Here is a 20,393-nt window from a genome sequence, read left to right on the forward strand (position 1 = left end):
CTGCCATGCCTCACCCCCATTACCGCCCGCGGCGCATGCGCCATGACGAATTCTCGCGCCGCCTGATGCGCGAGAACACGCTGACCACCGACGACCTGATCTACCCGGTGTTCGTGCACGAGCCGGCCGGTCGCGTGGCCGTGCCGTCGATGCCGGGCGTGGAGCGGCTGTCGATCGAAGAACTGCTGAAGGTGGCCGAAGAAGCGCTGGAGCTGGGCATTCCGGTCATCGACCTGTTCCCGGTCATCGATGCCTCGCAGAAGACGCTGGACGCTTCGGCGGCCTGGGCCGAGGACGGCCTGGCGCAGCGGGCGATCCGCGCGCTGAAGACCCGCTTCCCGGAACTGGGGGTGATGACCGACGTAGCGCTGGACCCGTACACCACCCACGGCCAGGACGGGATCATCGACGACAAGGGCTACGTGCTCAACGACATCACCGTGGAAGCGCTGGTGAAGCAGTCGCTGTCGCACGCCGAAGCCGGCGCCGACATCATCTCGCCGTCGGACATGATGGACGGCCGCATCGGCGCCATCCGCCGTGCGCTCGATGCCGACCACCACGTCAACGTGCGCATCATGGCCTATTCGGCCAAGTACGCCTCGGCCTTCTACGGCCCGTTCCGTGATGCGGTGGGCAGCGCCGGCAACCTTGGCAAGGCCGACAAGAAGACCTACCAGATGGACCCGGCCAACGGTGACGAGGCGCTGCGCGAGATCGCGCTGGACCTGGAAGAAGGCGCCGACATGGTGATGGTCAAGCCGGGCATGCCCTACCTGGACCTGGTGCGCCGGGTGAAGGAGAAGTTCGGCGTGCCGACCTTTGCGTACCAGGTGAGTGGCGAGTACGCGATGATGAAGGCCGCCTTCGCCAACGGCTGGCTGGACGAACGCGCCTGCGTGCTGGAATCGCTGCTGGGCTTCAAGCGTGCCGGCGCCGATGGCGTGCTGACCTATTTCGCCCCGCAGGTAGCGCGCTGGCTGCGCGAGCGCTGACAATAGCGCCCACGAACGCGTTCACGAACTAGGGAGACACAGGCGATGGCACCGGAACTGGGATGGATGCAGTGGTTGATCTGGATCGTGGGCACCACGATCTTCGGCGCCATCATCGTGTTCGTGTTCCTGGCCGCCCGCCGTGCCGCCCGGCGCGCGCCGGAACAGCCGTCCGCCGCGCGCCATGTGGCCCGCAGCCAGGCGCTGCCGGATGCAGTGGAAGCGGAGTTGGCCGCGTTGAACCAGCGCAAGGACACCGGCCAGATCAGCGAAGCCGAGTACGAACAGCAGCGGGCCAAGGTGTTGGCGCGCTGAGCGGCATGACCCGGGATCGGATCCCTTTCCGCAGGAAAGGGCTCTGACCCCTTCGCGAGTGTGCCAACCAAGGTTGGCACCTACCGTGGGGGTTGGCCCGCCCTGTGGTTCATCCACGCATGGCGTGGATCTACTTTACGCAGCCGGCCACGGCCACGATTTTCGGCACCGCCAACCGGTACACATCCACGCCACCGGCGCGCGGTGCACGCGCGGCGCTGCTGGCCACCAGCATTTCGCCGGGCTTGGCGTTGTCGATCACCGGTGCCGCAGTCCAGCCGCCGCTTTGGTTGAACGACAACCCCAGCGGCTGCAGCGCCGCCCCGGTCCACGCACAACCGCTGGTCATCACCTGCGCCGCCGTGGCGCCCACGCGGCTGAACACCACCGCGCCGTCCTGGCCCAGCCAGTCACCGTCGGTCTCGTCGCCCGCGCTGTTGAGCGCGTCCAGCGCCACCGCCGTGCCGCGCCCGCCCTGTGCATCCAGCGGTGCCACGAACAGGTCCCAGCCCGCGCCGCGGCCCTGCTCGCGCGCGAACAGCAGCCGGCGGCCATCGGCGCTCAGCGCCGGGCCACGCTCGGGGCGGGTCTTGCCGGTGCCCGCCAGCGGCTGCGCAGGGCCCAGGCTGCCATCGGCCGCCAGCGGCGCGCGGTACAGCGCCAGCGCGCCCTCGCGGCCAGCGGCAAACAGCAGCCAGCGCCCATCGCGGCTGAAGTACGGATCGACCACCTCGCCGGGCACCGCCACCGGCAGGGCCTGCGCCTGCTGCCAGCGCCCGTCCACCACCCGTGCCTGCCACAGCCCCCAGCCCGCTTCGCCGCGGCGGGCGAAGACGATGCGCTGGCCATCGGCACTGATCGTCGCGCGCCCTTCATCGGCCCGGGTCGATACCACCCCCATGCCCTCGATGCCGTACTCGTTCAACGCCCTCGCCACGGGGGCAGAGAGTAGACTGGCGGCGAGCACCAGCAGGGTCGGGGTGATGCGCATCATCCAGGTCCGTGCACGAAAGAGCATCAGTCTAGCCAGCTTGAGGATTCCATGACCGACCGTTACGCCGTCTTCGGACACCCCGTCGCCCACTCGAAGTCGCCGCAGATCCACGCGACGTTCGGTCGCCAGGAAGGCATCAGCGTGGACTACCGCGCCATCGACCTGGCCCCGGACGCCTTCCTGGCCGGGCTGGAAGCCTTCGCTGCCGAAGGCGGCGTGGGCGCCAACGTCACCTCGCCGCACAAGGAAGCCGCGTTTTCCGTGTGCACCACCCTGACCGCACGCGCGCGCCGCGCCGGCTCGGTCAACACGCTGCTGCGCAAGGGTGACCGCTGGCATGGCGACACCACCGATGGCATCGGCCTGGTGCGCGACCTGACCGATCGCCACAGCCTGGACCTGCGCGGCCGCCGCGTGCTGCTGATCGGTGCCGGTGGTTCGGCGCGCAGCGTGGCACCGGCGCTGCTGGATGCCGGCATCACCGAACTGGTGGTGGTGAACCGCACGCCGGAACGTGCCGACGAACTGATCGATGCGATGGGTGAACCCGGCCGCGCCATCAGCCGCTACTGGGAAGACCTGCGCGAGCTGGGCGATTTCGAACTGATCCTCAATGCCACCTCGGCTGGCCGCGACCGCGATGTCGAGTTCAAACTGCCGCTGTCGCTGGTCAATTCGATGACCACTGCCGTGGACCTGAACTACGGCGAGGCCGCCATCGCCTTCCTGGCCTGGGCGCGTTCGGCCAACTGCCGCAACACCGTTGATGGCCTGGGCATGCTGGTCGAGCAGGCCGCCGAAAGCTTCCTGCAGTGGCATGGCGTGCGCCCGCAGACCGACGAGGTCTACCAGCAGCTGCGCGCCGGTGCCGGCGCCTTCGCCGGGCAGGACTGATCCATGGATGCCTCGGCCATGCTGATGAGCGTGCTCAGCCTGCTGGGCGTGCGCCTGCCGGTGCTGATCGCACTGTGCGTGGGCCTGGTGTGGGTGCTGGGCGCGCCGCGTGATGCGGCCCGCAGCGGCGCGCTGGCTGGCCTGCTGCTGTTGCTGGCCGCCAACCTGGGCAGCCTGGGGGCCAGCGTGGTGCCGCTGTGGCTGGTCAGCAGCGGCGATTTCAGTGCCGTGTCGGCGATGAGCGCGGTGCTGGGCGGGGTGCACTTCGTGCTGGCCCTGCTGGATGCCTTCGGCATCGTGCTGCTGGTCTGGGCGCTGGTGCGGCTGCTGCGCGCACGGCCGGCCGCGTCGGCGCCGTAACGCTGGGCAAGCCGCCCTGATTGGTAGCGCCGGGCCATGCCCGGCGAGCACAGCGGTCCCGATCAAGCCGCCGGGCATGGCCCGGCGCTACCGATGATGGGCCTGCCGCATCTGCCTTGGCCGCGGCGCTGCGCCCGGCCCAAGCCCGCCAACCGCCGCCGCCGCTGACCCCGTTCAGCGCCGCCGGCCCGGTGCCGTCGGCCGGCCATGCGACAATGGCCGGCCTGATCCAGCCACGGTAACTTCCGGCGTGACCGAAACTGTCGCCGCCCCCCGCAAGCTCGATGACGCCTTGAAGGATGCGATCCGCAAGGCCTATACGACGCTGCAGGCCAACACCCCCGGCTTCTCCACCCGCCGCTCGCAGAGCCAGATGATCGGCGTGGTGTCGCGCGCGCTGTCCACCAGTGGCGGCGTGGGCGTGGTCGAAGCGCCCACCGGCGTCGGCAAGAGTCTGGGCTACCTGACCGCAGGCGTGCCGATCGCACTGGCCAGCAAGAAGAAGCTGGTCATCAGCACCGGGACCGTGGCGCTGCAGTCGCAGCTGGTCGAGCGCGACATTCCCAACTTCCTCAAGGCCACCGGCCTGGAAGCGACCGTGGCGCTGGCCAAGGGCCGCACCCGCTACCTGTGCACGCGCAACGCCGCCGAAGCGCAGGGCGAGGGCGCCCAGGGCGGCATGTTCGAAGACGAGGCGCCGCTGTACGACCGGCCGCTGGCGCCCATCGAAATGGATATCGCCAAGCGCCTGTCCGATGCCTTCACCAGCGGCAGCTGGGACGGCGACATCGACAACGCGCCGGAAACCATCAGCCCCGGCCTGCGCAGCCGCATCACCACGCCGGCCTCGGCCTGCGCTGGCCGTCGCTGTGCGTACTCGGCGCAGTGCGCGGTGCTGCGCTCACGCAACACCGTGCGCGATGCGCAGATCGTGGTGACCAACCACGCGCTGTTGCTGTCGGCGCTGTCCATTGGTGACAGCGACAACGGCCAGCCGATGATCGCCGCGCCGTCGGACATGCTGCTGGTGCTGGACGAAGGCCACCACATCGGCAACGTGGCCATCGACCAGGGCGCGGCCAGCCTGGCCCTGGATGACATGGCCAAGCGAGTCGGCCGCCTGCAGATCCTGATTGCCGGTGCGTACCGTGCGGTCGACAAGGACCGCCTGGGCAACCTGCTGCCGAACGAGGCCATCGACGTGGCCAGTAACGTGGCCAAGCAGCTGCGCGCGTTCCGTGACCACGTGGAAGCGGTATGGATGCCGGCCCCGGCCGATGAAGAGCCGATGTGGCGCGCGGCCAACGGGCGCCTGCCCGAGGCCTGGCGCGAACCCATCGAAGCGCTGGCCGACGACACCCGCAGCCTCTACAACTGGGCCCACGCCGCCACGGCACAGGTGGCCAAGGGCAAGCCGGACGACGCTGCGCGCGAGCGCCTGCAGCGCAATCTGGGCATGGCCCTGGAAATGATCGAGCAGCAGTACAACCTGTGGCAGGCCTGGCGCCGCGAGGACAAGGACGGCGCGCCGCCTACCGCGCGCTGGGTGACCGCCACCCGCGATGGCGACCTGGTGCTGCACGGCTCACCGGTGTCGGCCGCGCACGTGCTGCGCAAGCTGCTGTGGGATGAAGTGGATTCGGTGGTGATGACCTCGGCCACCCTGACCGGCGGCGGTGATTTCCAGTCGCTGGCCATCGACAACGGCATCCCACCGGAAGCGGAGATGGTGTCGCTGGCCTCGCCGTTCGACCTGCCCAACCAGGCCGAACTGATCGTGCCGAAGTTCCCGGTCACCCCGGACGACCGCGACGGCCACCCGCGCGAGGTGGCGCGTTACCTGGACACCGAACTGGACTGGGCCAAGGGCTCGATGGTGCTGTTCACTTCGCGCTGGAAGATGGAAAAGGTTGCCGGCCTGATGTCGGCCGCGCGCCGCAAGCAGGTGCTGGTGCAGGGCGAAATGTCCAAGACCCGGCTGATTGACGAACACCTGCGCCGCGTGGCCGCCGGCGAAGGTTCGGTGCTGTTCGGCCTGAACTCGTTCGGCGAAGGCCTGGATCTGCCCGGCGAAGCCTGCACCACGGTGGTCATCACCCAGGTGCCGTTCGCGGTGCCGACCGACCCGCAGACCGCCACCCTGAGCGAATGGGTGGAAGCGCGCGGCATGAACGCCTTCAACCTGATTGCCATCCCGCACGCGCTGCGCACGCTCACCCAGTTTGCCGGCCGCCTGATCCGCACCTCGACCGACACCGGCCGGGTCATCATCCTCGACTCGCGCCTGCTGACCCGCCGCTACGGCAAGCGCATCATCGACGCACTGCCGCCGTTCAAGCGCGTGATCGGCTGACGAACGTCGGCGGGGTCAGAGCCCTTTCTGCGAAAGGGATCCGACCCCTGCCGCGATCCGGGGTCAGATCCCTTCCGCAGGAAGGGCTCTGACCCCCGTATCCACGCCCGCCCTCAACCGCCTTCCAGGTTCCGGCAGGCCGGGTTGCCCATCGCATTGTGGTAGTCGCGATCAAAGCAGCGCAGGAAGCCATCCAGCACGTCCAGGTTGGGCGGCCACGGCGCATCCACCTGCTGCCCGCCGGCGGTGGTGAAGTGATAGCGCCCATCCTTCAGCGCCCCGGCGATCTGCTCCGGGGTGGGAATCGCGATCAGCGCTGCGCGCGCTTTTTCCAGCGCCGCACGGTCGCGCTGCAGGAAGGCGATCGTGCCGTCCACGTAGGCGTTCCAGTAGCCCGGATCGGTGTCCTTGGGCGCGTAGGTGCGTTGCATCAGCGCAATCGCCTGCGGGTATTGGCCGGCCTCGGCACGCATCTGGCCGGCGTGCCAGAGGATGATGTTCCTGCCCGCGGCCTTGGGCTGCGCAGCGTAGGCGATCAGCAGATCCGCCGCTTCGCGGTGGCAGCCACGGTCAGCCAGCGGGCGCCAGCCGCCTTCCAGGTCCTGGTCGAACGCATCCGGCTCCATCGCCAGCATGGCATCGCGGTCGTAGCTGCAATCCGCCGCCTTCGGCGGTTCCGGTGCCGCGCCCAGCGCAGCGGCAAGGGCAAGCGAAAGCAACGTCATCACAACCTCCGTGTCGGTGTTTTGTCCTACCTTACCGGGGTCAGAGCCCTTTCTGCGAAAGGGATCCGACCCCATGCCGCGATCCGGGGTCAGATCCCTTCCGCAGGAAGGACTCTGACCCCGTCGGACAGGGACGAATTCTGCATCGCGATGGAGCGGTGTTGAAGGGTGAGCCAGAGTCGTGGAGTGGCCGGGATCTGCGTTGCGGATCGCGCGGCGAGGCGCATGTACGGTTCCTCCGATTTCCCATCGGTGGATGTGCTGGCAGGCATGAGCTCGCCACACGCACCCCCTACAGCCACAAGCGAGTGAGGTCACATGCACGACTGGACAATCATCGCGATCCACGGTGACTGGATCGCCGCCACGTTCGACCTCGTCCTCCGCGATGCGGACCAGGCAGAGCGCCGCCTGCAGTTCGAAGCGGTGGAGCACGTGATGCTGGATAGAAGCGAACCGTGGGGTCCGAGTGCGTCGATCAACGAGGTGATGGCGCATGGAGATCGCGCCGAAGGCGTCGCGCGCATTGCGTTCGAACTGCAGTCCGGTGGCGCCATCCACATTACTGCGGGCGCGGTTCGCCTGGATGGGGCGCCGTTCGCGTTCTGAGGCCTGAGTCGGGGTCAGAGCCCTTTCTGCGAAAGGGATCTGACCCCATGCCGCGATCCGGGGTCAGATCCCTTCCGCAGGAAGGGCTCTGACCCCCACGCAATTCAATCGCCCAGCAGGGCGGTGTTGCGCACGGCGCCCTTGTCGGCGCTGGTGGCCAGCAGGGCGTAGGCCTTCAACGCGCTGGTGACCTTGCGCGGGCGTGCTTCACGCGGCTTCCAGCCACGCGCATCGGCCTCGCTGCGGCGCTGGGCCAGGGTGGCCTCGTCCAGCAGCAGGTCGATGCGGCGGGCCGGGATGTCGATGCGGATGCGGTCGCCATCTTCCACCAGACCAATCGTGCCGCCGCTGGCGGCTTCCGGTGAAACGTGGCCGATCGACAGGCCCGAGGTACCGCCGGAGAAACGGCCGTCGGTCAGCAGCGCGCACTGCTTGCCCAGTCCCTTCGATTTCAGGTAGCTGGTCGGGTACAGCATTTCCTGCATGCCGGGGCCGCCCTTCGGGCCTTCGTAGCGGATCACCACCACGTCGCCGGGCTTCACTTCATCGGCCAGGATGCCGGCCACGGCCGCGTCCTGGCTCTCGAACACGCGCGCGCTGCCTTCGAACACGTGGATCGACTCATCCACGCCGGCGGTCTTCACCACGCAGCCGTCGATGGCCAGGTTGCCGCGCAGCACGGCCAGGCCGCCTTCGGCGGAGTAGGCGTGCGCGACGCTGCGGATGCAGCCTTCGGCGCGGTCCACGTCCAGCGTGGGCCAGCGCGTGGCCTGGCTGAAAGCCACCTGGGTGGGAATGCCGGCCGGGCCGGCGCGGAAGAAGTCGTGCACGCTCGATTCGGCGCTGACCGCCACGTCCCAGCGCTCGATGGCGTCGGCCAGGGTGCGGCTGTGCACGGTCGGCACCGAGGTATCGAGCAGGCCGCCGCGCGCCAGTTCGCCCAGGATGCCGTACACGCCGCCGGCGCGGTGAACGTCTTCCATGTGGTACTTGGGCGTGTTCGGCGCCACCTTGCACAGCTGCGGCACGCGCCGCGACAGCGCATCGATGTGGGTCAGGTCAAAATCGACCTCTGCTTCCTGCGCCGCCGCCAGCAGGTGCAGGATGGTGTTGGTGGAACCGCCCATGGCGATGTCCAACGTCATCGCGTTGGCGAATGCGGCCTGGGTGGCGATGCCGCGCGGCAGCGCGCTTGCTTCTTCGCCACCGTACCAGCGGTGGCACAGCTCGACGATCAGGCGGCCGGCGCGCAGGAACAGCTGCTCGCGGTCGGCGTGGGTGGCCAGGGTGGAGCCGTTGCCGGGCAGCGACAGGCCCAGCGCTTCGGTCAGGCAGTTCATCGAATTGGCGGTGAACATGCCCGAACAGGAACCGCAGGTGGGGCAGGCGCTGCGCTCGAATTCGGCGACCTTTTCATCGCTGGCGCTTTCGTCGGCGGCGATCACCATCGCATCGACCAGGTCCAGCTTGTGCTCGGACAGCCTGGTTTTGCCGGCTTCCATCGGACCGCCGGACACGAACACCACCGGGATGTTCAGCCGCAGCGCGGCCATCAGCATGCCGGGGGTGATCTTGTCGCAGTTGGAAATGCACACCAGCGCGTCGGCGCAGTGCGCGTTGACCATGTATTCGACCGAGTCGGCGATGATCTCGCGGCTGGGCAGCGAGTACAGCATGCCGTCGTGGCCCATGGCGATGCCGTCGTCCACGGCGATGGTGTTGAATTCCTTGGCGACGCCGCCGACCTTTTCGATCTCGCGCGCGACCAGCTGGCCGAGGTCCTTCAGGTGCACGTGGCCGGGCACGAACTGGGTGAAGGAGTTGGCGATGGCGATGATCGGCTTGTGGAAGTCGCCATCCTTCATGCCGGTGGCGCGCCACAGCGCGCGGGCGCCGGCCATGTTGCGGCCGGCGGTGGAGGTGCGGGAGCGGTATTCGGGCATGGCTGGCGGAACGGGCGGGCCGTACAACGTGGGGGTTACCCGATCATGGCGGAGTTTTTCGGTTGCTGCTGCAACCACCTTCGCCGCTTGCAGCGGCTTGGTGGTTCGCGCATTTCTCCTTATCCCCGCGCCTTCGGCGCGCCCCCTTGAACAACAAGGGGGCTCCTCGCCTGAGACGTATGGAACGGGGTCGGATCCCATCGCGGCGTGATGGGCTCTGATCCCGGTGCCCAACCCCGGTGCCCAACGAAAATGAAAACCCGTTCATCTTTCGTACTTTGCCGATTCCGGTTGTTGGCGTGAATTTGGCATCATTGGGGCATTGATCCGAATCCGAGGCATGAGGCCATGAAGCGTTCCCGCACCACCGCGCTGCTGTTGATGAGCGCTGCACCCCTGCTGTTCACCGCCTGCCAGAAGGATGAACAGGTGCAGGTGCAGGAAGGCCTGTACACCTCGGTGGAGGCCTGCACCGAGGCCACCGGCGACCCGTCGTCGTGCCGCAATGCCTTTGCCGAAGCGAAGCAGAAGGCGGCCGATGCGGCGCCGAAGTACGCCAGCAAGGAAGCCTGCGAGCAGGACTACAAGCCGGAACAGTGCGTGCAGCAGCACACCTCGGCCGGTACGTCGTTCATCGGCCCGATGATGATGGGCTTCTTCATGTCGCAGATGCTGAGCAACCGCGGTGGCCTGGCCCCGCAGGCGCCGGCGTCGGCGCCGGCCTACCAGGACAAGAACGCGGGCTGGGCGCGCCCGGCACCGGGCGGCACCGGTGGCATGAACACCGCCAGCGGCATCGGCGCCGGCAAGGCCGGCCTGGCGCCGGTCACCAGCGAACCGAACCGCGCCGTGACCGCCAGCCGCAGTGGCTTTGGCAGCACCAGCGCACGCCGCAGCGGCAGCAGCTTCGGCGGCTGATCGACCCATGCAGCGTATCCAGATTGCCGAGCGCGCCCATTGGCGGGCGCGCGCGGAGGAGGCCGGTTTCCGCTTCCACACCATCGACGGCCAGCCGTACTGGGATGAGCGCGCGTACTACGCCTTCACCCTGCGCCAGATCGAACAGGACATCGAAGACCCCAGCGCCGAACTGCACCAGATGGCGCTGGACCTGGTGGGCGATGTGATCGCCAGCGAGCGCCTGATGGACCAGTTGGCCATTCCGGCGCACTACCGCGACTGGATCGCCGAGAGCTGGCGCCAGCGCCAGCCGCACCTGTACGGGCGGTTGGACCTGGCTTATGACGGCACCGGCCCGGCCAAGCTGTACGAACTGAACTACGACACGCCCACCTCGCTGTTCGAGGCCAGTTTCTTCCAGTGGCAGTGGCTGGAGGACCAGCGCAATGCGGGCCGCCTGCCGCAGCACGCCGACCAGTTCAACGGCATGCACGAGGCACTGGTCGAGCGCTTCGGCGCGCTGGCCGGGCAGCTGCCGCCGCCGTTGTTCTTCAGTGCGGTGGGCAGTTCCGAAGAAGACCGCGGCACGGTGGATTACCTGCGCGATTGCGCGTCGCAGGCCGGCCTGCACGGCCAGGCCATCGCCATCGAGGATATCGGCCTGTCCGAGGATGGTCGCTTCACCGCGCTGGACGATTCGGTGATCGGCACGCTGTTCAAGCTGTACCCGCTGGAAGACCTGATGGCCGAGGAATTCGGCCGCGCGCTGCCCGGGTCGGGTATCCAGCTGCTGGAACCGGCGTGGAAGGCGGTGCTGAGCAACAAGGGCATCCTGCCGCTGCTGTGGCAGCGCAACGTGGGCCACCCGAACCTGCTGGAAGCGCATTTCGACGATGGCAGCGCGCTGGCGTCGGGCTGGGTGCGCAAGCCGTTGTTCTCGCGCGAAGGCGCCAACATCGAAATGCACCTGGCCGATGGCAGCACCCAGCGCAGCGATGGCCCGTACGAAGGCCCGGCGATCATCCAGCGCGCGCACCCGCTTACCCGGTTCGATGGCGGTTACCCGCTGATCGGCAGTTGGGTGATCGGCGACCACGCCTGCGGCATCGGCATCCGCGAGGATGACAGCGCCATTACCCGCGACAGTGCGCGCTTCGTACCGCACGCGATCGTGGACGAGGCGCCGACGCGGATCTACGTCTGATGGCATCGCCGCCGAAGCGCCATCGTGATGACGGCCGTGCCCTGTTCCGCTATGCCGACCGGGTGGCGGTGCGCTGCCATCGCTGCGATACGCCCGGTTGGGTGACTGGCCCCTCCAACGCGCGGCGCTTCCGCTGCCTGGGGTGCAGCGAAGCGCTGGATGGCGGGTGCGGGTGCAGCCGCTGTGGCGCCGGTGACTGGGTGGGCCCGGTGCGCTACAGCGGCTACCGGCCGTGTGGTTACTGCGGGTACAAATGGGTAAGCATTGAGGTGCGTCGTGCCCGTGCCACCATGCCGCTGCGGACCCTGGCGGCAGACTGCAACCAATGTGGCCGCAGCAGTGATGTGGACGTTACCGTGTCCCGGTGGAAGGGCAACGAAGCCGTCGACCCCAGTTTCGGCCTGCCGCTGCGGTTGGTGGAAAAGACCGCTGCCGGTCTGCTATGGGCGTACAACGCCGAACACCTGCAGGCCCTGCACGATTACGCCACGTCCGCGCTGCGCAAGGGTAGTGGATACAACCGTGCGATGTTCTCGCGCCTGCCGCAGTGGATGAAGCTGGCGCGCAACCGGGTGCTGCTGCAGCGCGCGGTGGAGCGGTTGCAACGGCGATTGCTGAAGGTGTGATGCGGTGTGCCGGTAGCGCCGGGCCATGCCCGGCGAGCGCAGCGGTGGTTCCCCATCCGCCGGGCATGGCCCGGCGCTACCGCTTCAGAGCAGGCCTTCGCGCTTCACTGACAGATAGCGGTCCACCAGTGCGGCGGGCAGGGCATCGGCGGTGACGTCCAGCACCATCACTTTCTCGGCACGCAGCGCGTCGTGCGCCTGCGCGCGCTGTTGCAGGTACAGCGCAGTGGCACCGGCCCGGGTGGCCTCTTCCAGTGTGTTCACTTCGCCTTCCAGAACCCCTTCCAGCTCGCTTTCGCGCAGGCTGGCCACGCACACCAGATGGCGGCGCTGCAGCAGGCGCACCGCAGCCAGAAGGTCTTCGATGTCCTCGTCGCGCACGTTGCTGACCAGCATCACCAGCGCGCGCCGCTGCTGGCGCAGGGCCACCTCGGTGGCGGCGGCCAGGTAGTCGGTGGCCACCGGTTGCGGCTGCAGGTCGTAGCTGGCACGCAGCAGGTGTTCCACCGTGCCCATGCCACGCCGCGGTGCCACCCAGCGGCGCTCGCCACCGGCGGCAAACAGGCCCACTGCATCGCCCTGGCGCAGTGCCAGGTAGGCCACCACCAGCGACGCATTCAAGGCATGGTCGAAGTGCGAAAGCCCGCCTTCACTGGCCAGCATGCGCCGGCCGCTGTCGAGCATCAGCAGCAATTGCTGGTTCTTCTCGTCCTGGTACTCGCGCGAGATCAGCTTGCGCGCGCGCGCGGTGGCTTTCCAATCCAGCTGGCGCAGGCTGTCGCCGGTGCGGTACTCACGCATCTGGTGGAAATCGGTGCCTTCGCCGCGGCGGCGCTTCACGTGTGCGCCCACCAGCCGCGATGCCTGGTCGGCACTGAACAGGGCGAAACGGGTAAGCGGCACGAAGTTCGGGTAGACCCGAACGTCCAGCATGGGCGGCAGGGTGCGCTGCTGCCACCACAGGCGCCACGGCGAACGCAGGCGCAGGTGTACGCCGTCGAAACTGAAACGTCCGCGCTGCTGCGGGTGCACGTGGTAGTGCAGGGTGCTGGCATGGCCGGGGCGCAGCTGCAGCTGCTGCGGCAGCTCTTCCACCGGCCAGCCACCGGGTGCCAGGTCGAACACCTGCACATACTGGGCGCGCTCGGCCTGCAGGCGCAGGCCCACCTCGCGCCGCACGCCCAGCGCCAGCGCTTCGGGCACTTGCCGCTGCACCTGCGGCGACGGCTGCCGGGCCACCCGCCAGGCATCGAGCAGTGCCAGCACCAGCACCGCCGCGCCCATTGCGGCCCAGCTCCAGCGCGGCAGCAGGCCGGCCAGCACCACGCCGCCCAGCACGGCCCAGGCCACCAGTACAGCCAGCAGCAGCGGCGCAGGCCTCATCGGCGCGGTGCTTCCACCTTGGCCAGCAGGGCGCCCAGCACGTCGTCCGGGCCCTGGCCTTCAATCTGCAGCTCCGGGGCCAAGGCGATGCGATGGCGCAGCGCAGGACGGGCGATGTCGCGCACGTCGTCGGGGGTGACGAAATCGCGCCCGGCCAGCACCGCCTGCGCGCGCGCCGCCCGCACCAGGGCGATGCTGCCGCGCGGGCCGGCGCCAACGGCGATGCCCGGCCAGGAACGGCTGGCGGCCACGATGCGCACGGCGTAATCGATCACTTCATCGTCCACGGTGATCGCCGCCGTGGCCTGCTGCAACCCCAGCAGCTCGCCGGCGCCCAGTACGCGCGGCACCTGGCTCAGGTCGAAATCGCTGGCCGCGCGGCCGTGGGTGATCGCCGCCACCATGCGCTTTTCGTCGTCCAGCTGCGGGTAGTCGATCAGCACCTTCAGCAGGAAGCGGTCCAACTGTGCTTCCGGCAGCGGGTAGGTGCCTTCCTGTTCCAGCGGGTTCTGCGTGGCCAGGGCCATGAACGGCGGCGCCAGGGTGAACGCCTTGCCTTCGATGGTGACCTGGCCTTCCTGCATCACTTCCAGCAGCGCAGACTGGGTCTTGGCCGGGGCGCGATTGATTTCATCGGCCAGCAGCAGGTTGGTGAACACCGGGCCGCGACGGATCTTGAAGCTCTCGCTCTTCGGGTCGTACACCGCGTGGCCACTCACATCGCTGGGCATCAGGTCCGGGGTGAACTGCACGCGCCCGTAATCCAGTTCCAGCGCCTGGGCCAGCGCGCGCACCAGCAGGGTCTTGCCCAGTCCGGGCACGCCTTCGATCAGCACGTGGCCGCCGGCCAGCAGGGCGACCAGGATCTGGTCCAGCACGTCGGTCTGGCCGATGAAGGCACGGCCCACCGCTTCGCGGATGGCATCGACGCGCTCGATCAGGCTGGCAGCGGTGGGGGACGGAAGCTCAGGGGCATCGGTCATAGCAGGGATCTCATCTGGAGCAGCAAGCGGATGCGCTCGCGCAGGGCGGAGGAATCGTTGGCGGCGGGGACGGTCAGTGCGGTGGAAACGCGCGTGACCGGCCAGCGCAGCAGTTCGGCAATGGCCTGGTCGCGCGCGCCGCCGTCGAGCGCGGCGGCCAGCGGCGCACGCAGGCGCAACCGCTGCAGGAACAGCGCCTGCACCGCGCGGTACAGGTGTGGCCCCTGGCCGAAGCGCAGCAGCAGTTCGCCGCTGGCGCCCACGTGTTCCAGCAGCGAACGACGTGCCACCACCGGTGACGGCTGCGCACTGCCCAGCCGCTGCGAGCGTGTCCACAGCCAGCCCAGGATCGCCAGCAGCAGGGGCACCCACACCGGCCAGCCCTGCAGCACCAAGCGGGCGAACAGCGTGGGCGGCCGCTTGCCGTAGACCAGCCAGACCGTGCCGCGGCCATAGTTGGGGGCCAGCAGGTAGCGGGTCAGGTCGCGATGGGACAGGTCGTGCAGGCCATCACGCATGCGTTCCTTGGTATCCAGCACGCGCTTGTCGGTGATCGTGCCGGCGCCGTTGCCGCGCATGAATTCCATATCGGCCAGTACATCGATGCGGCCCTGGCCATGGCGCAGGCGTGCGAACACCAGACCGTGTTCGTTGCCCCAGCGGCGTTCGGTGTTGGCCGAGGCGCGGAAGCCCAGCGAGAAGCGGCGGCCATTGCAGAACTCCACGTGGTCCGGATCATCGGTCACGTGGAAGCGCTGGCATTGCTTGTCGTGGAACAGGCTGTCCACGCCGATGCGATCGAGCAGCGGACCCTGGTGGGTGTCCTTGCGCCGGCCGTCAGTGGGCGGGGGCGTGCGCAGCAGCAGATGGCCGCCCTGTTCCACCCAGGCCAGCAGGGCCTGCCCGGTGTGCGGTGACAGATCGCGGGTGTCCTGCAGCAGGACGAGGGTATCGCCCGGCGCCAACGGCATGTCGCGCAGCTGCAGCTGCTGGCGGGTCTGTACCTGCAGACCGTCGGCGCGCAGCGCCTGGCCCAGCACGTACAGCGGGTTGAAGCTGGCCTCGCCCTGTGGCGGCAGCACCAGGGTCTGGCTGACCTTTTCGTGGGTCCGCAGGAACAGGATCGTCAGCGGCACGCTCACCACGATCAGCGCGCCCAACAGCAGCGACCAGAACAGGCGCGGCTTCATGCCTGCCACCGGAACTGCTGCTGCAGCGCTGTGGACAGGTCATCGAAATCGCCACGGCTCGGCAGGCGCCCGCCGTAGGCGGCGAACTGCCACATGCGCACGATGCGTGCGAACAGTTCGCGGTCGCTGGCCTCGGGCATGCGCCGCGACGCGCGCAGGCACTGCGCTTCGGTGGCGCCGGGCGGCAGGACCACGCCGCTGCGGTCCACCACGGTGCCGACGCTGGCGCGATAGAGCAGGGCCAGCGCCTGGCGTGGGCGACCCTGGTCCCACAGCCGCGCGGCCTGGGTGGCCACATCCGGTGGCAATACGTCAGGCAGCACGATGCTGTCTTCGCGGATGGCCGGGGCGGCTGCCGCCTTGCGCCTGCCGCTGCCACGCAGCCAAGGCAGCCACGCAGCCAAGGCAGCCACATCCGTGCGGTCAGCAGCAGCACCAGCACCAGCAACCCCAGGCCACCCCACAGCGCCCACTCGGCGGCGCGTGCCATCCACAGGCGCATGTCCTGGCGGGCCTTGCGCGCGCGGCTGCCGTCGGCGTCCTTCTGCAGGTCCTTCTTGTCCTTCTGTTCCTTTTCGTCGCGGTCGATCGGCTGCCAGTGGGTGACCTCGCGCAGCGGCCGCTGCAGCGGATCCTCGTAGGCGCGGTTCACCGCCTGGCGGAAGCCGGCCGTGTCCACCGGCGCGTCGCCGAAGATCACCGCCGGGGTGTTGGCCGGATCTTCGGCCGCCTTGTTCCGCTTGCGCGCGGGCTTTTCGCTCTGCTCCGTGGTGGCCGGGCGATCGTCGCTTTCCTGTGCGTGGGCCGGCGCCAGCGGCAGCAGCAGGCACAGCAGCAGCACCAGCGAGGATGCCGCCGGCAGCAGACGGTCACGCAGCCGGCGCAGGGCCATTTCCACGTCCCAGGCCTCCATTTCCGTGCGCCGGTTCAGATACAGCCCGAAGCCGGCACCGACGTACAGCGGCCCGACCAGCGCCGAGGCCAGCCAGCACAGCAGGTTGAGCAACAGCAGGGCCCACGGCGGGGGCGCCACGCGCACCAGGTCCAGCGCCGCACGCCACGAGTCGGGCAGCAGATCCAGCGGAATGAACAGGAAGGCGGAGGCGATCGCGCCCAGCACCAGCACCAGCTCGAAGCCCAGGCACAGGCAGCACAGCATCATCGCCGAGCCGCCCGCACCGGCCGCCACCGCGCGGCGGCGTGGCGCGCGCTGTTCCGGCGCGTTGCCTTCCAGCAGGTTCACCGGCAGGCACAGGCTGCGCAGCCCGCTGAAGCGGCGCCAGCCCAGGTAGCCCCAGAAGCCGGTGTTGCCCCAGTGCCGCTGCGCACGCAGTGCCGCGCGCGGCGCCACCTGTTCGCCAAAGATGCCGCGCGAAAGCACGTACAGCGGCGCACGCTCGAACAAGGGTTTGCACCACCACATCAACAGCCAGGCCCAGCCGAACGCATCCAGCCACCAGGCCAGCGCGTTGAACAGGACGAACAGCGGCGCGCTGGCCAGCAGCCAGCTGCCCCACGCACTGCGTGCGTGGCGGCGGGCCAGGGCCATGCCCAGTTCCATCGCTTCCCAGCTGCTGCGGGCACGCAGCGCCACGTTCAGATGTTCAATCCGCACGGTTGCCCCCACGCCCACCGCGCCACAGCCACAGCAGCACACCGGCCCACAGCAGGCCGGCCACGCCGAACTTCAGCCAGGCCGGAATATCGCCAATGGAGGACCAGAACGCCTCCACGAAGGCCGCCAGCAGCAGCATGAAGGCCGCGCCCAGGCATAAGCGTGCGCCGATGCGCCCGCCCTCCACCAGCGCGTCCACGCGGCGCTGCCGGCCCGGTGCCAGCAGACGCATGCCCAACTGCAGGCCTGCACCGCCGGCAATCACGATGGCCGTCAGTTCGAACGCCGCGTGCCCGACTACGAAGCGCCAGAACGGGTCGCCGTGGCCGATGTGCTGCAGGTGGCCGGCCACCGCCCCCATGGTGACCCCGTTGAACAGCAGCACCAGCAGCGTGCCCAGCCCGGCCAGCAGGCCGCTGGCGAACGTGCGCAGGGCGATGCTGATGTTGTTCATGATGTAGTAGCCGAACATCATCCAGTCGGTGCCGCTGTCGCGGCCCAGGCGGTCGGCCGAAGGGTCGTACATGCGTTCCATGCTGGCGATCTGCGCGTTGTCCATCAGCAGGTACACGCTGTCCGGGTGCCACTGCACCAGCACGAAGCAGGCGATGGCGGGCACCGCGAACATGGCCAGCGCCGCCCACATGCTGCGTGCCTGGCTGCGCACCAGCAGGGGGAAATCGGCGACCAGGAATTCCAGCGCACGCCGCCAGCGCGTGGGCGGCGTGCGGTACAGCACGTCATGGCCCTGCTGCATCAGCCCCTGCAGGCGCTGCACCAGCTGCGGGCTGTAGCCGCGCTCGCGGGCCAGTGCCAGCTGCTGGCACAGCCGCCGATAGCGCTGGGCAAAGGCGGTATCACCGGGGTCTTCGCTGCCCACGGCAGGGCGCCGCCGCCCCAACAGGCCGCCGCGCCGCTGCAGCCACTGTTCCAGCGCATGCCATTCCTGCTGGTGGCGGGCGACAAACTGTTCCTGTTTCATCGGCGGCCCAGCAGCCAGTTGGCCATGGCGTACAGGCGCAGAACGCCCACCTGGCCGTTGGCCCCGGTGAGGGGCTGGGCCAACCCGGCCAGTTCCTGCTGGCGGGCCGGCGACAGGCGCGGCGCACGCTCGGCGAAGGCCATCACCGCGGTCTGTTCTTCCGGGCGCAGCGGTTGTGCCGGTGCCAGCACGCTGTCGATGGTGACCGGCGGCGGCAGGTAGAACGGCGGCGCGTGCACCACGACGGTGCCGGCGACCAGATCGCCCAGGCGGCGCCCATGCGGATCGAACAGGCAGCTGATCAGGCCCAGCGCGTAGGCGAACGGCAGCATGTCCACGGTGCGCAGCAGGTTGCGGGTGATCGCCCCGGTCCAGCCCAGCGGTGCGCCATCGCGCATCACCACGCGCAGGCCCAGCGCACGCTTGCCGGGGGTACGGCCCCACAGCGCTTCGCAGACGATGGGGTAGGCCCACATCAGCAGGAACATGATGGCCAGATAGATGCCGCGGCCGAACTCATCCAGCAGCGCCAGCGGAAAGGCCAGCACGAAGCCGGCGCCCATGCGGATGCCCAGGTCGATCAGCCAGGCCAGCGCACGCGGCATCGGCCCGGCGGCCGGCAACTGCAGCAGCACGCCTTCGGGCGTGACTACCTCGCGGTAGGTATCGAGCATGGGCGCGACCATCAGGGCGATGTTCGCGGATGTGGGCGCTGGAGTCCTCTCCGGCGTGCGGCCACGGGCATGGGCGGGGTCTCGACGGTTCCTGGTCGGGCCCCGACTGTAGCAGAGCGTGATGGCCGCGGAGCGGCTCAGCCCAGGTATTCGTTCTTCAGGCGCACGTAGTGGTCGGCCGAGTAATGCAGCGATTCGATCTCTTTGTCGCTGAGCGTGCGCGCCGGCCGCGCCGGGTTGCCCACCCACAGCTCGCCTTCGCCCACCACCTTGCCGGGGCCGACCACCGCGCCGGCGCCGACGAAGGCATGGCGGGCGATCTGTGCGCCGTCGAGGATGCATGCGCCCATGCCGATCAGGCTGTAATCGCCAATGCTGCAGGCGTGGATGATGCAGCCGTGGCCGACGGTCACGCCCTCACCGATCAGGGTGGGGTAGCCGGCCTTGTTGTACGGACTGTGGTGGCTGACATGGATGATGGTGCCGTCCTGCACGTTGGTGCGTGCGCCGATGCGCACATGATTCACGTCACCACGGATCACCGTGCCCGGCCAGATGGACACATCGTCGGCCAGCTCCACATCGCCGATGACGGTGCATGCCGGGTCGATGTACACGCGTTCGCCGAGTACGGGCATCTTGTCGCGGAAAGGGCGCAGCGGGTTCATCGGTGTCTCCAGCATTCGGGGCATTCGCGACGATGATACGCGTGCCGCCGCGCTCGCCGGGCATGGCCCGGCGCTACCGCGGTCTCGGCGCTACCGCCTATGCCGGCGCGTGCGCGGCCAGCATCTGCCGGAACAGATCATCCAGCCACGCCGCATTCCCATCCCCGGCGGGCAGTCGTGGGCCTTCGGCGCGCGCGGCCAGTTCCGCATCGATGTAATCACTGATGGCGGCAATGCGCGGCCCGGCCGCGACTTCGGCGCTGGCGCGCTTCACTACCAGCAGTGCATCGATGGCTTCACGCACCGGGCCGTGCGGCAGCAGCCGGTCCAGCAGGTCCTCGAAGGCCATCGGCGGCGGAGTCTGCTCGTGTTCGATCCATTGGCAGGCCAGCAGCGGGCGCAGTACGTACAGGTACTTCTTGGTGCGCACCGTGTCGCCGCGCAGGTAGCCGCGATGGTTGGAACGGGCCATGTTGAAGTAGTGCCACCAGGTGCCCAGCGGCGAGTAGAAGCGCTCGGCGGCCTGCCACAGCTGCGCCACGGCAGCGGCATCCTGCTGGTAGATGATGGGGGAGCGCAGCCATTCGATCAGGGTCGGGTTGGACTTGGATACCAGCCGCAGCGCCTTGCGCAGGTCCCAGCCGCTGACATCCAGCTCATCATCGATGGGCAGCTCGATCACATCGCGCTGCGCCTGGCCTGGGCCGGTGGCTTCGTTCACGCTGAGGTACCACGGCTGGCGGTGCACGTAGATGAAGCGCGCATCGTAGTCGCTGTCCGGCGAGGAGAAGCCCCAGCCGCGGCTGCCCGATTCGCAGGCCAGCAGCACGCGCACGTCATGCGTGCGTTCGATGTCGGCCAGGGTGGAAAGGATGGCGGCGCGCTTGTCCGGCGCGATCGGGTGGATGTCGTCCATGCAGAGCAGATTGGTAGAGTCGAGCTTGCTCGACTGTAGCGATCGTGTCGACCAAGGTCGACAC

General features: G+C 68.8%; 19 protein-coding genes and 1 pseudogene. 9 read left to right on the top strand and 11 right to left on the bottom strand.

Translation table 11 applies throughout. From position 1 onward, the window contains the following. Positions 1-5 precede the first annotated feature (5 nt). Both hemB and AC06FA_RS06745 read left to right on the top strand, forming a co-directional pair. Positions 6-995, top strand: coding sequence for a porphobilinogen synthase (gene hemB / locus AC06FA_RS06740; protein WP_108751261.1), 990 nt, complete (start codon positions 6-8; stop codon positions 993-995). Between the two features lie 45 nt (positions 996-1,040). Further along, a complete protein-coding gene (locus AC06FA_RS06745) occupies positions 1,041-1,310 on the top strand; it encodes an SHOCT domain-containing protein (RefSeq protein WP_478067633.1) in 270 nt (89 codons plus the stop codon). 130 nt (positions 1,311-1,440) lie between these two features. On the opposite strand, the gene AC06FA_RS06750 is transcribed toward AC06FA_RS06745, so the two are convergent. Then, entirely contained in the window at positions 1,441-2,304 is an 864-nt protein-coding gene (locus AC06FA_RS06750; RefSeq protein WP_478067634.1) for a TolB family protein, read from the bottom strand. A 48-nt stretch (positions 2,305-2,352) separates the two neighbouring features. On the opposite strand from AC06FA_RS06750, the gene aroE reads away from it, so the two are divergent. The 3 genes from aroE (at position 2,353) to dinG (ending at position 5,911) form a co-directional block, all read left to right on the top strand. Continuing rightward, positions 2,353-3,198 (top strand): shikimate dehydrogenase, encoded by an 846-nt coding sequence (gene aroE / locus AC06FA_RS06755; protein ID WP_312709150.1) that lies wholly within the window; start codon positions 2,353-2,355, stop codon positions 3,196-3,198. A gap of 3 nt (positions 3,199-3,201) precedes the next feature. After that, positions 3,202-3,558: a hypothetical protein gene (locus tag AC06FA_RS06760; RefSeq protein ID WP_108751257.1), complete on the top strand. Its 357-nt coding sequence runs from the start codon at positions 3,202-3,204 to the stop codon at positions 3,556-3,558. Between the two features lie 250 nt (positions 3,559-3,808). After that, on the top strand, positions 3,809-5,911 hold the full coding sequence (dinG, locus tag AC06FA_RS06765) for an ATP-dependent DNA helicase DinG (protein ID WP_108754518.1): 2,103 nt from the start codon (positions 3,809-3,811) through the stop codon (positions 5,909-5,911). 113 nt (positions 5,912-6,024) lie between these two features. Here dinG and AC06FA_RS06770 read toward each other — a convergent pair whose 3' ends face one another. Further along, positions 6,025-6,636, bottom strand: a complete 612-nt coding sequence (locus tag AC06FA_RS06770) for a hypothetical protein (protein WP_478067635.1) — start codon at positions 6,634-6,636, stop codon at positions 6,025-6,027. A 318-nt stretch (positions 6,637-6,954) separates the two neighbouring features. On the opposite strand from AC06FA_RS06770, the gene AC06FA_RS06775 reads away from it, so the two are divergent. After that, positions 6,955-7,245 carry a hypothetical protein gene (locus AC06FA_RS06775; RefSeq protein ID WP_478067636.1) on the top strand — a complete coding sequence of 97 codons (291 nt, stop codon included), beginning with the start codon at positions 6,955-6,957 and terminating at the stop codon, positions 7,243-7,245. 104 nt (positions 7,246-7,349) lie between these two features. Here the strand turns inward: AC06FA_RS06775 and ilvD are convergent, their stop codons facing one another. Then, positions 7,350-9,188, bottom strand: a complete 1,839-nt coding sequence (gene ilvD, locus AC06FA_RS06780; protein WP_478067637.1) for a dihydroxy-acid dehydratase — start codon at positions 9,186-9,188, stop codon at positions 7,350-7,352. A gap of 348 nt (positions 9,189-9,536) precedes the next feature. Here ilvD and AC06FA_RS06785 point away from each other — a divergent pair, with 348 nt between their 5' ends. The 3 genes from AC06FA_RS06785 to AC06FA_RS06795 are packed head-to-tail and all read left to right on the top strand — an operon-like array spanning position 9,537 to position 11,918. After that, positions 9,537-10,106, top strand: a complete 570-nt coding sequence (locus tag AC06FA_RS06785; protein ID WP_478067638.1) for a DUF1190 domain-containing protein — start codon at positions 9,537-9,539, stop codon at positions 10,104-10,106. A gap of 7 nt (positions 10,107-10,113) precedes the next feature. Beyond that, complete coding sequence (locus AC06FA_RS06790; protein WP_478067639.1) at positions 10,114-11,292, top strand: glutathionylspermidine synthase family protein; 1,179 nt, start codon at positions 10,114-10,116, stop codon at positions 11,290-11,292. Next, positions 11,292-11,918: a hypothetical protein gene (locus AC06FA_RS06795; protein ID WP_478067640.1), complete on the top strand. Its 627-nt coding sequence runs from the start codon at positions 11,292-11,294 to the stop codon at positions 11,916-11,918. Before AC06FA_RS06790 ends, AC06FA_RS06795 begins: the two co-directional genes overlap by 1 nt. Before the next feature lie 84 nt (positions 11,919-12,002). Here AC06FA_RS06795 and AC06FA_RS06800 read toward each other — a convergent pair whose 3' ends face one another. From AC06FA_RS06800 to AC06FA_RS06835, 8 genes and pseudogenes are all read right to left on the bottom strand, one after another. Continuing rightward, positions 12,003-13,301: a DUF58 domain-containing protein gene (locus AC06FA_RS06800; RefSeq protein ID WP_478067641.1), complete on the bottom strand. Its 1,299-nt coding sequence runs from the start codon at positions 13,299-13,301 to the stop codon at positions 12,003-12,005. After that, entirely contained in the window at positions 13,298-14,284 is a 987-nt protein-coding gene (locus AC06FA_RS06805) for an AAA family ATPase (RefSeq protein ID WP_478067642.1), read from the bottom strand. The genes AC06FA_RS06800 and AC06FA_RS06805 overlap by 4 nt, the downstream gene beginning before the upstream one ends. Further along, a complete protein-coding gene (locus AC06FA_RS06810; protein ID WP_478067643.1) occupies positions 14,281-15,474 on the bottom strand; it encodes a DUF4350 domain-containing protein in 1,194 nt (397 codons plus the stop codon). Before AC06FA_RS06810 ends, AC06FA_RS06805 begins: the two co-directional genes overlap by 4 nt. Beyond that, positions 15,471-17,089: pseudogene (locus AC06FA_RS06815) on the bottom strand (DUF4129 domain-containing protein). The gene AC06FA_RS06810 and the pseudogene AC06FA_RS06815 overlap by 4 nt, the downstream one beginning before the upstream one ends. Next, positions 17,079-18,071 carry a stage II sporulation protein M gene (locus AC06FA_RS06820; protein ID WP_478067644.1) on the bottom strand — a complete coding sequence of 331 codons (993 nt, stop codon included), beginning with the start codon at positions 18,069-18,071 and terminating at the stop codon, positions 17,079-17,081. The pseudogene AC06FA_RS06815 and the gene AC06FA_RS06820 overlap by 11 nt, the downstream one beginning before the upstream one ends. Continuing rightward, positions 18,068-18,757 carry an RDD family protein gene (locus AC06FA_RS06825; protein WP_478067645.1) on the bottom strand — a complete coding sequence of 230 codons (690 nt, stop codon included), beginning with the start codon at positions 18,755-18,757 and terminating at the stop codon, positions 18,068-18,070. The genes AC06FA_RS06820 and AC06FA_RS06825 overlap by 4 nt, the downstream gene beginning before the upstream one ends. 125 nt (positions 18,758-18,882) lie before the next feature. Further along, the gene (locus AC06FA_RS06830) at positions 18,883-19,413 is read right to left on the bottom strand and encodes a gamma carbonic anhydrase family protein (protein ID WP_478067646.1); all 531 of its coding nucleotides are present in this window, start codon (positions 19,411-19,413) and stop codon (positions 18,883-18,885) included. Between the two features lie 97 nt (positions 19,414-19,510). Continuing rightward, on the bottom strand, positions 19,511-20,329 hold the full coding sequence (locus tag AC06FA_RS06835; protein ID WP_478067647.1) for a nucleotidyltransferase domain-containing protein: 819 nt from the start codon (positions 20,327-20,329) through the stop codon (positions 19,511-19,513). Positions 20,330-20,393 lie beyond the last annotated feature (64 nt).

The organism is Stenotrophomonas sp. Steno-C17 (assembly GCF_056393165.1).

Coding starts and splice junctions, on each gene's coding strand:
- AC06FA_RS06750 (WP_478067634.1), bottom strand. CDS start 2,304: ATGATGCGCATCACCCCGACCCTGCTGGTGCTCGCCGCCAGTCTACTC.
- AC06FA_RS06800 (WP_478067641.1), bottom strand. CDS start 13,301: ATGAGGCCTGCGCCGCTGCTGCTGGCTGTACTGGTGGCCTGGGCCGTG.
- AC06FA_RS06820 (WP_478067644.1), bottom strand. CDS start 18,071: ATGAAACAGGAACAGTTTGTCGCCCGCCACCAGCAGGAATGGCATGCG.
- AC06FA_RS06835 (WP_478067647.1), bottom strand. CDS start 20,329: ATGGACGACATCCACCCGATCGCGCCGGACAAGCGCGCCGCCATCCTT.
- AC06FA_RS06810 (WP_478067643.1), bottom strand. CDS start 15,474: ATGAAGCCGCGCCTGTTCTGGTCGCTGCTGTTGGGCGCGCTGATCGTG.
- AC06FA_RS06795 (WP_478067640.1), top strand. CDS start 11,292: ATGGCATCGCCGCCGAAGCGCCATCGTGATGACGGCCGTGCCCTGTTC.
- hemB (WP_108751261.1), top strand. CDS start 6: ATGCCTCACCCCCATTACCGCCCGCGGCGCATGCGCCATGACGAATTC.
- AC06FA_RS06760 (WP_108751257.1), top strand. CDS start 3,202: ATGGATGCCTCGGCCATGCTGATGAGCGTGCTCAGCCTGCTGGGCGTG.
- AC06FA_RS06745 (WP_478067633.1), top strand. CDS start 1,041: ATGGCACCGGAACTGGGATGGATGCAGTGGTTGATCTGGATCGTGGGC.
- AC06FA_RS06790 (WP_478067639.1), top strand. CDS start 10,114: ATGCAGCGTATCCAGATTGCCGAGCGCGCCCATTGGCGGGCGCGCGCG.
- AC06FA_RS06775 (WP_478067636.1), top strand. CDS start 6,955: ATGCACGACTGGACAATCATCGCGATCCACGGTGACTGGATCGCCGCC.
- AC06FA_RS06805 (WP_478067642.1), bottom strand. CDS start 14,284: ATGACCGATGCCCCTGAGCTTCCGTCCCCCACCGCTGCCAGCCTGATC.
- AC06FA_RS06770 (WP_478067635.1), bottom strand. CDS start 6,636: ATGACGTTGCTTTCGCTTGCCCTTGCCGCTGCGCTGGGCGCGGCACCG.
- AC06FA_RS06825 (WP_478067645.1), bottom strand. CDS start 18,757: ATGGTCGCGCCCATGCTCGATACCTACCGCGAGGTAGTCACGCCCGAA.
- aroE (WP_312709150.1), top strand. CDS start 2,353: ATGACCGACCGTTACGCCGTCTTCGGACACCCCGTCGCCCACTCGAAG.
- AC06FA_RS06785 (WP_478067638.1), top strand. CDS start 9,537: ATGAAGCGTTCCCGCACCACCGCGCTGCTGTTGATGAGCGCTGCACCC.
- ilvD (WP_478067637.1), bottom strand. CDS start 9,188: ATGCCCGAATACCGCTCCCGCACCTCCACCGCCGGCCGCAACATGGCC.
- AC06FA_RS06830 (WP_478067646.1), bottom strand. CDS start 19,413: ATGAACCCGCTGCGCCCTTTCCGCGACAAGATGCCCGTACTCGGCGAA.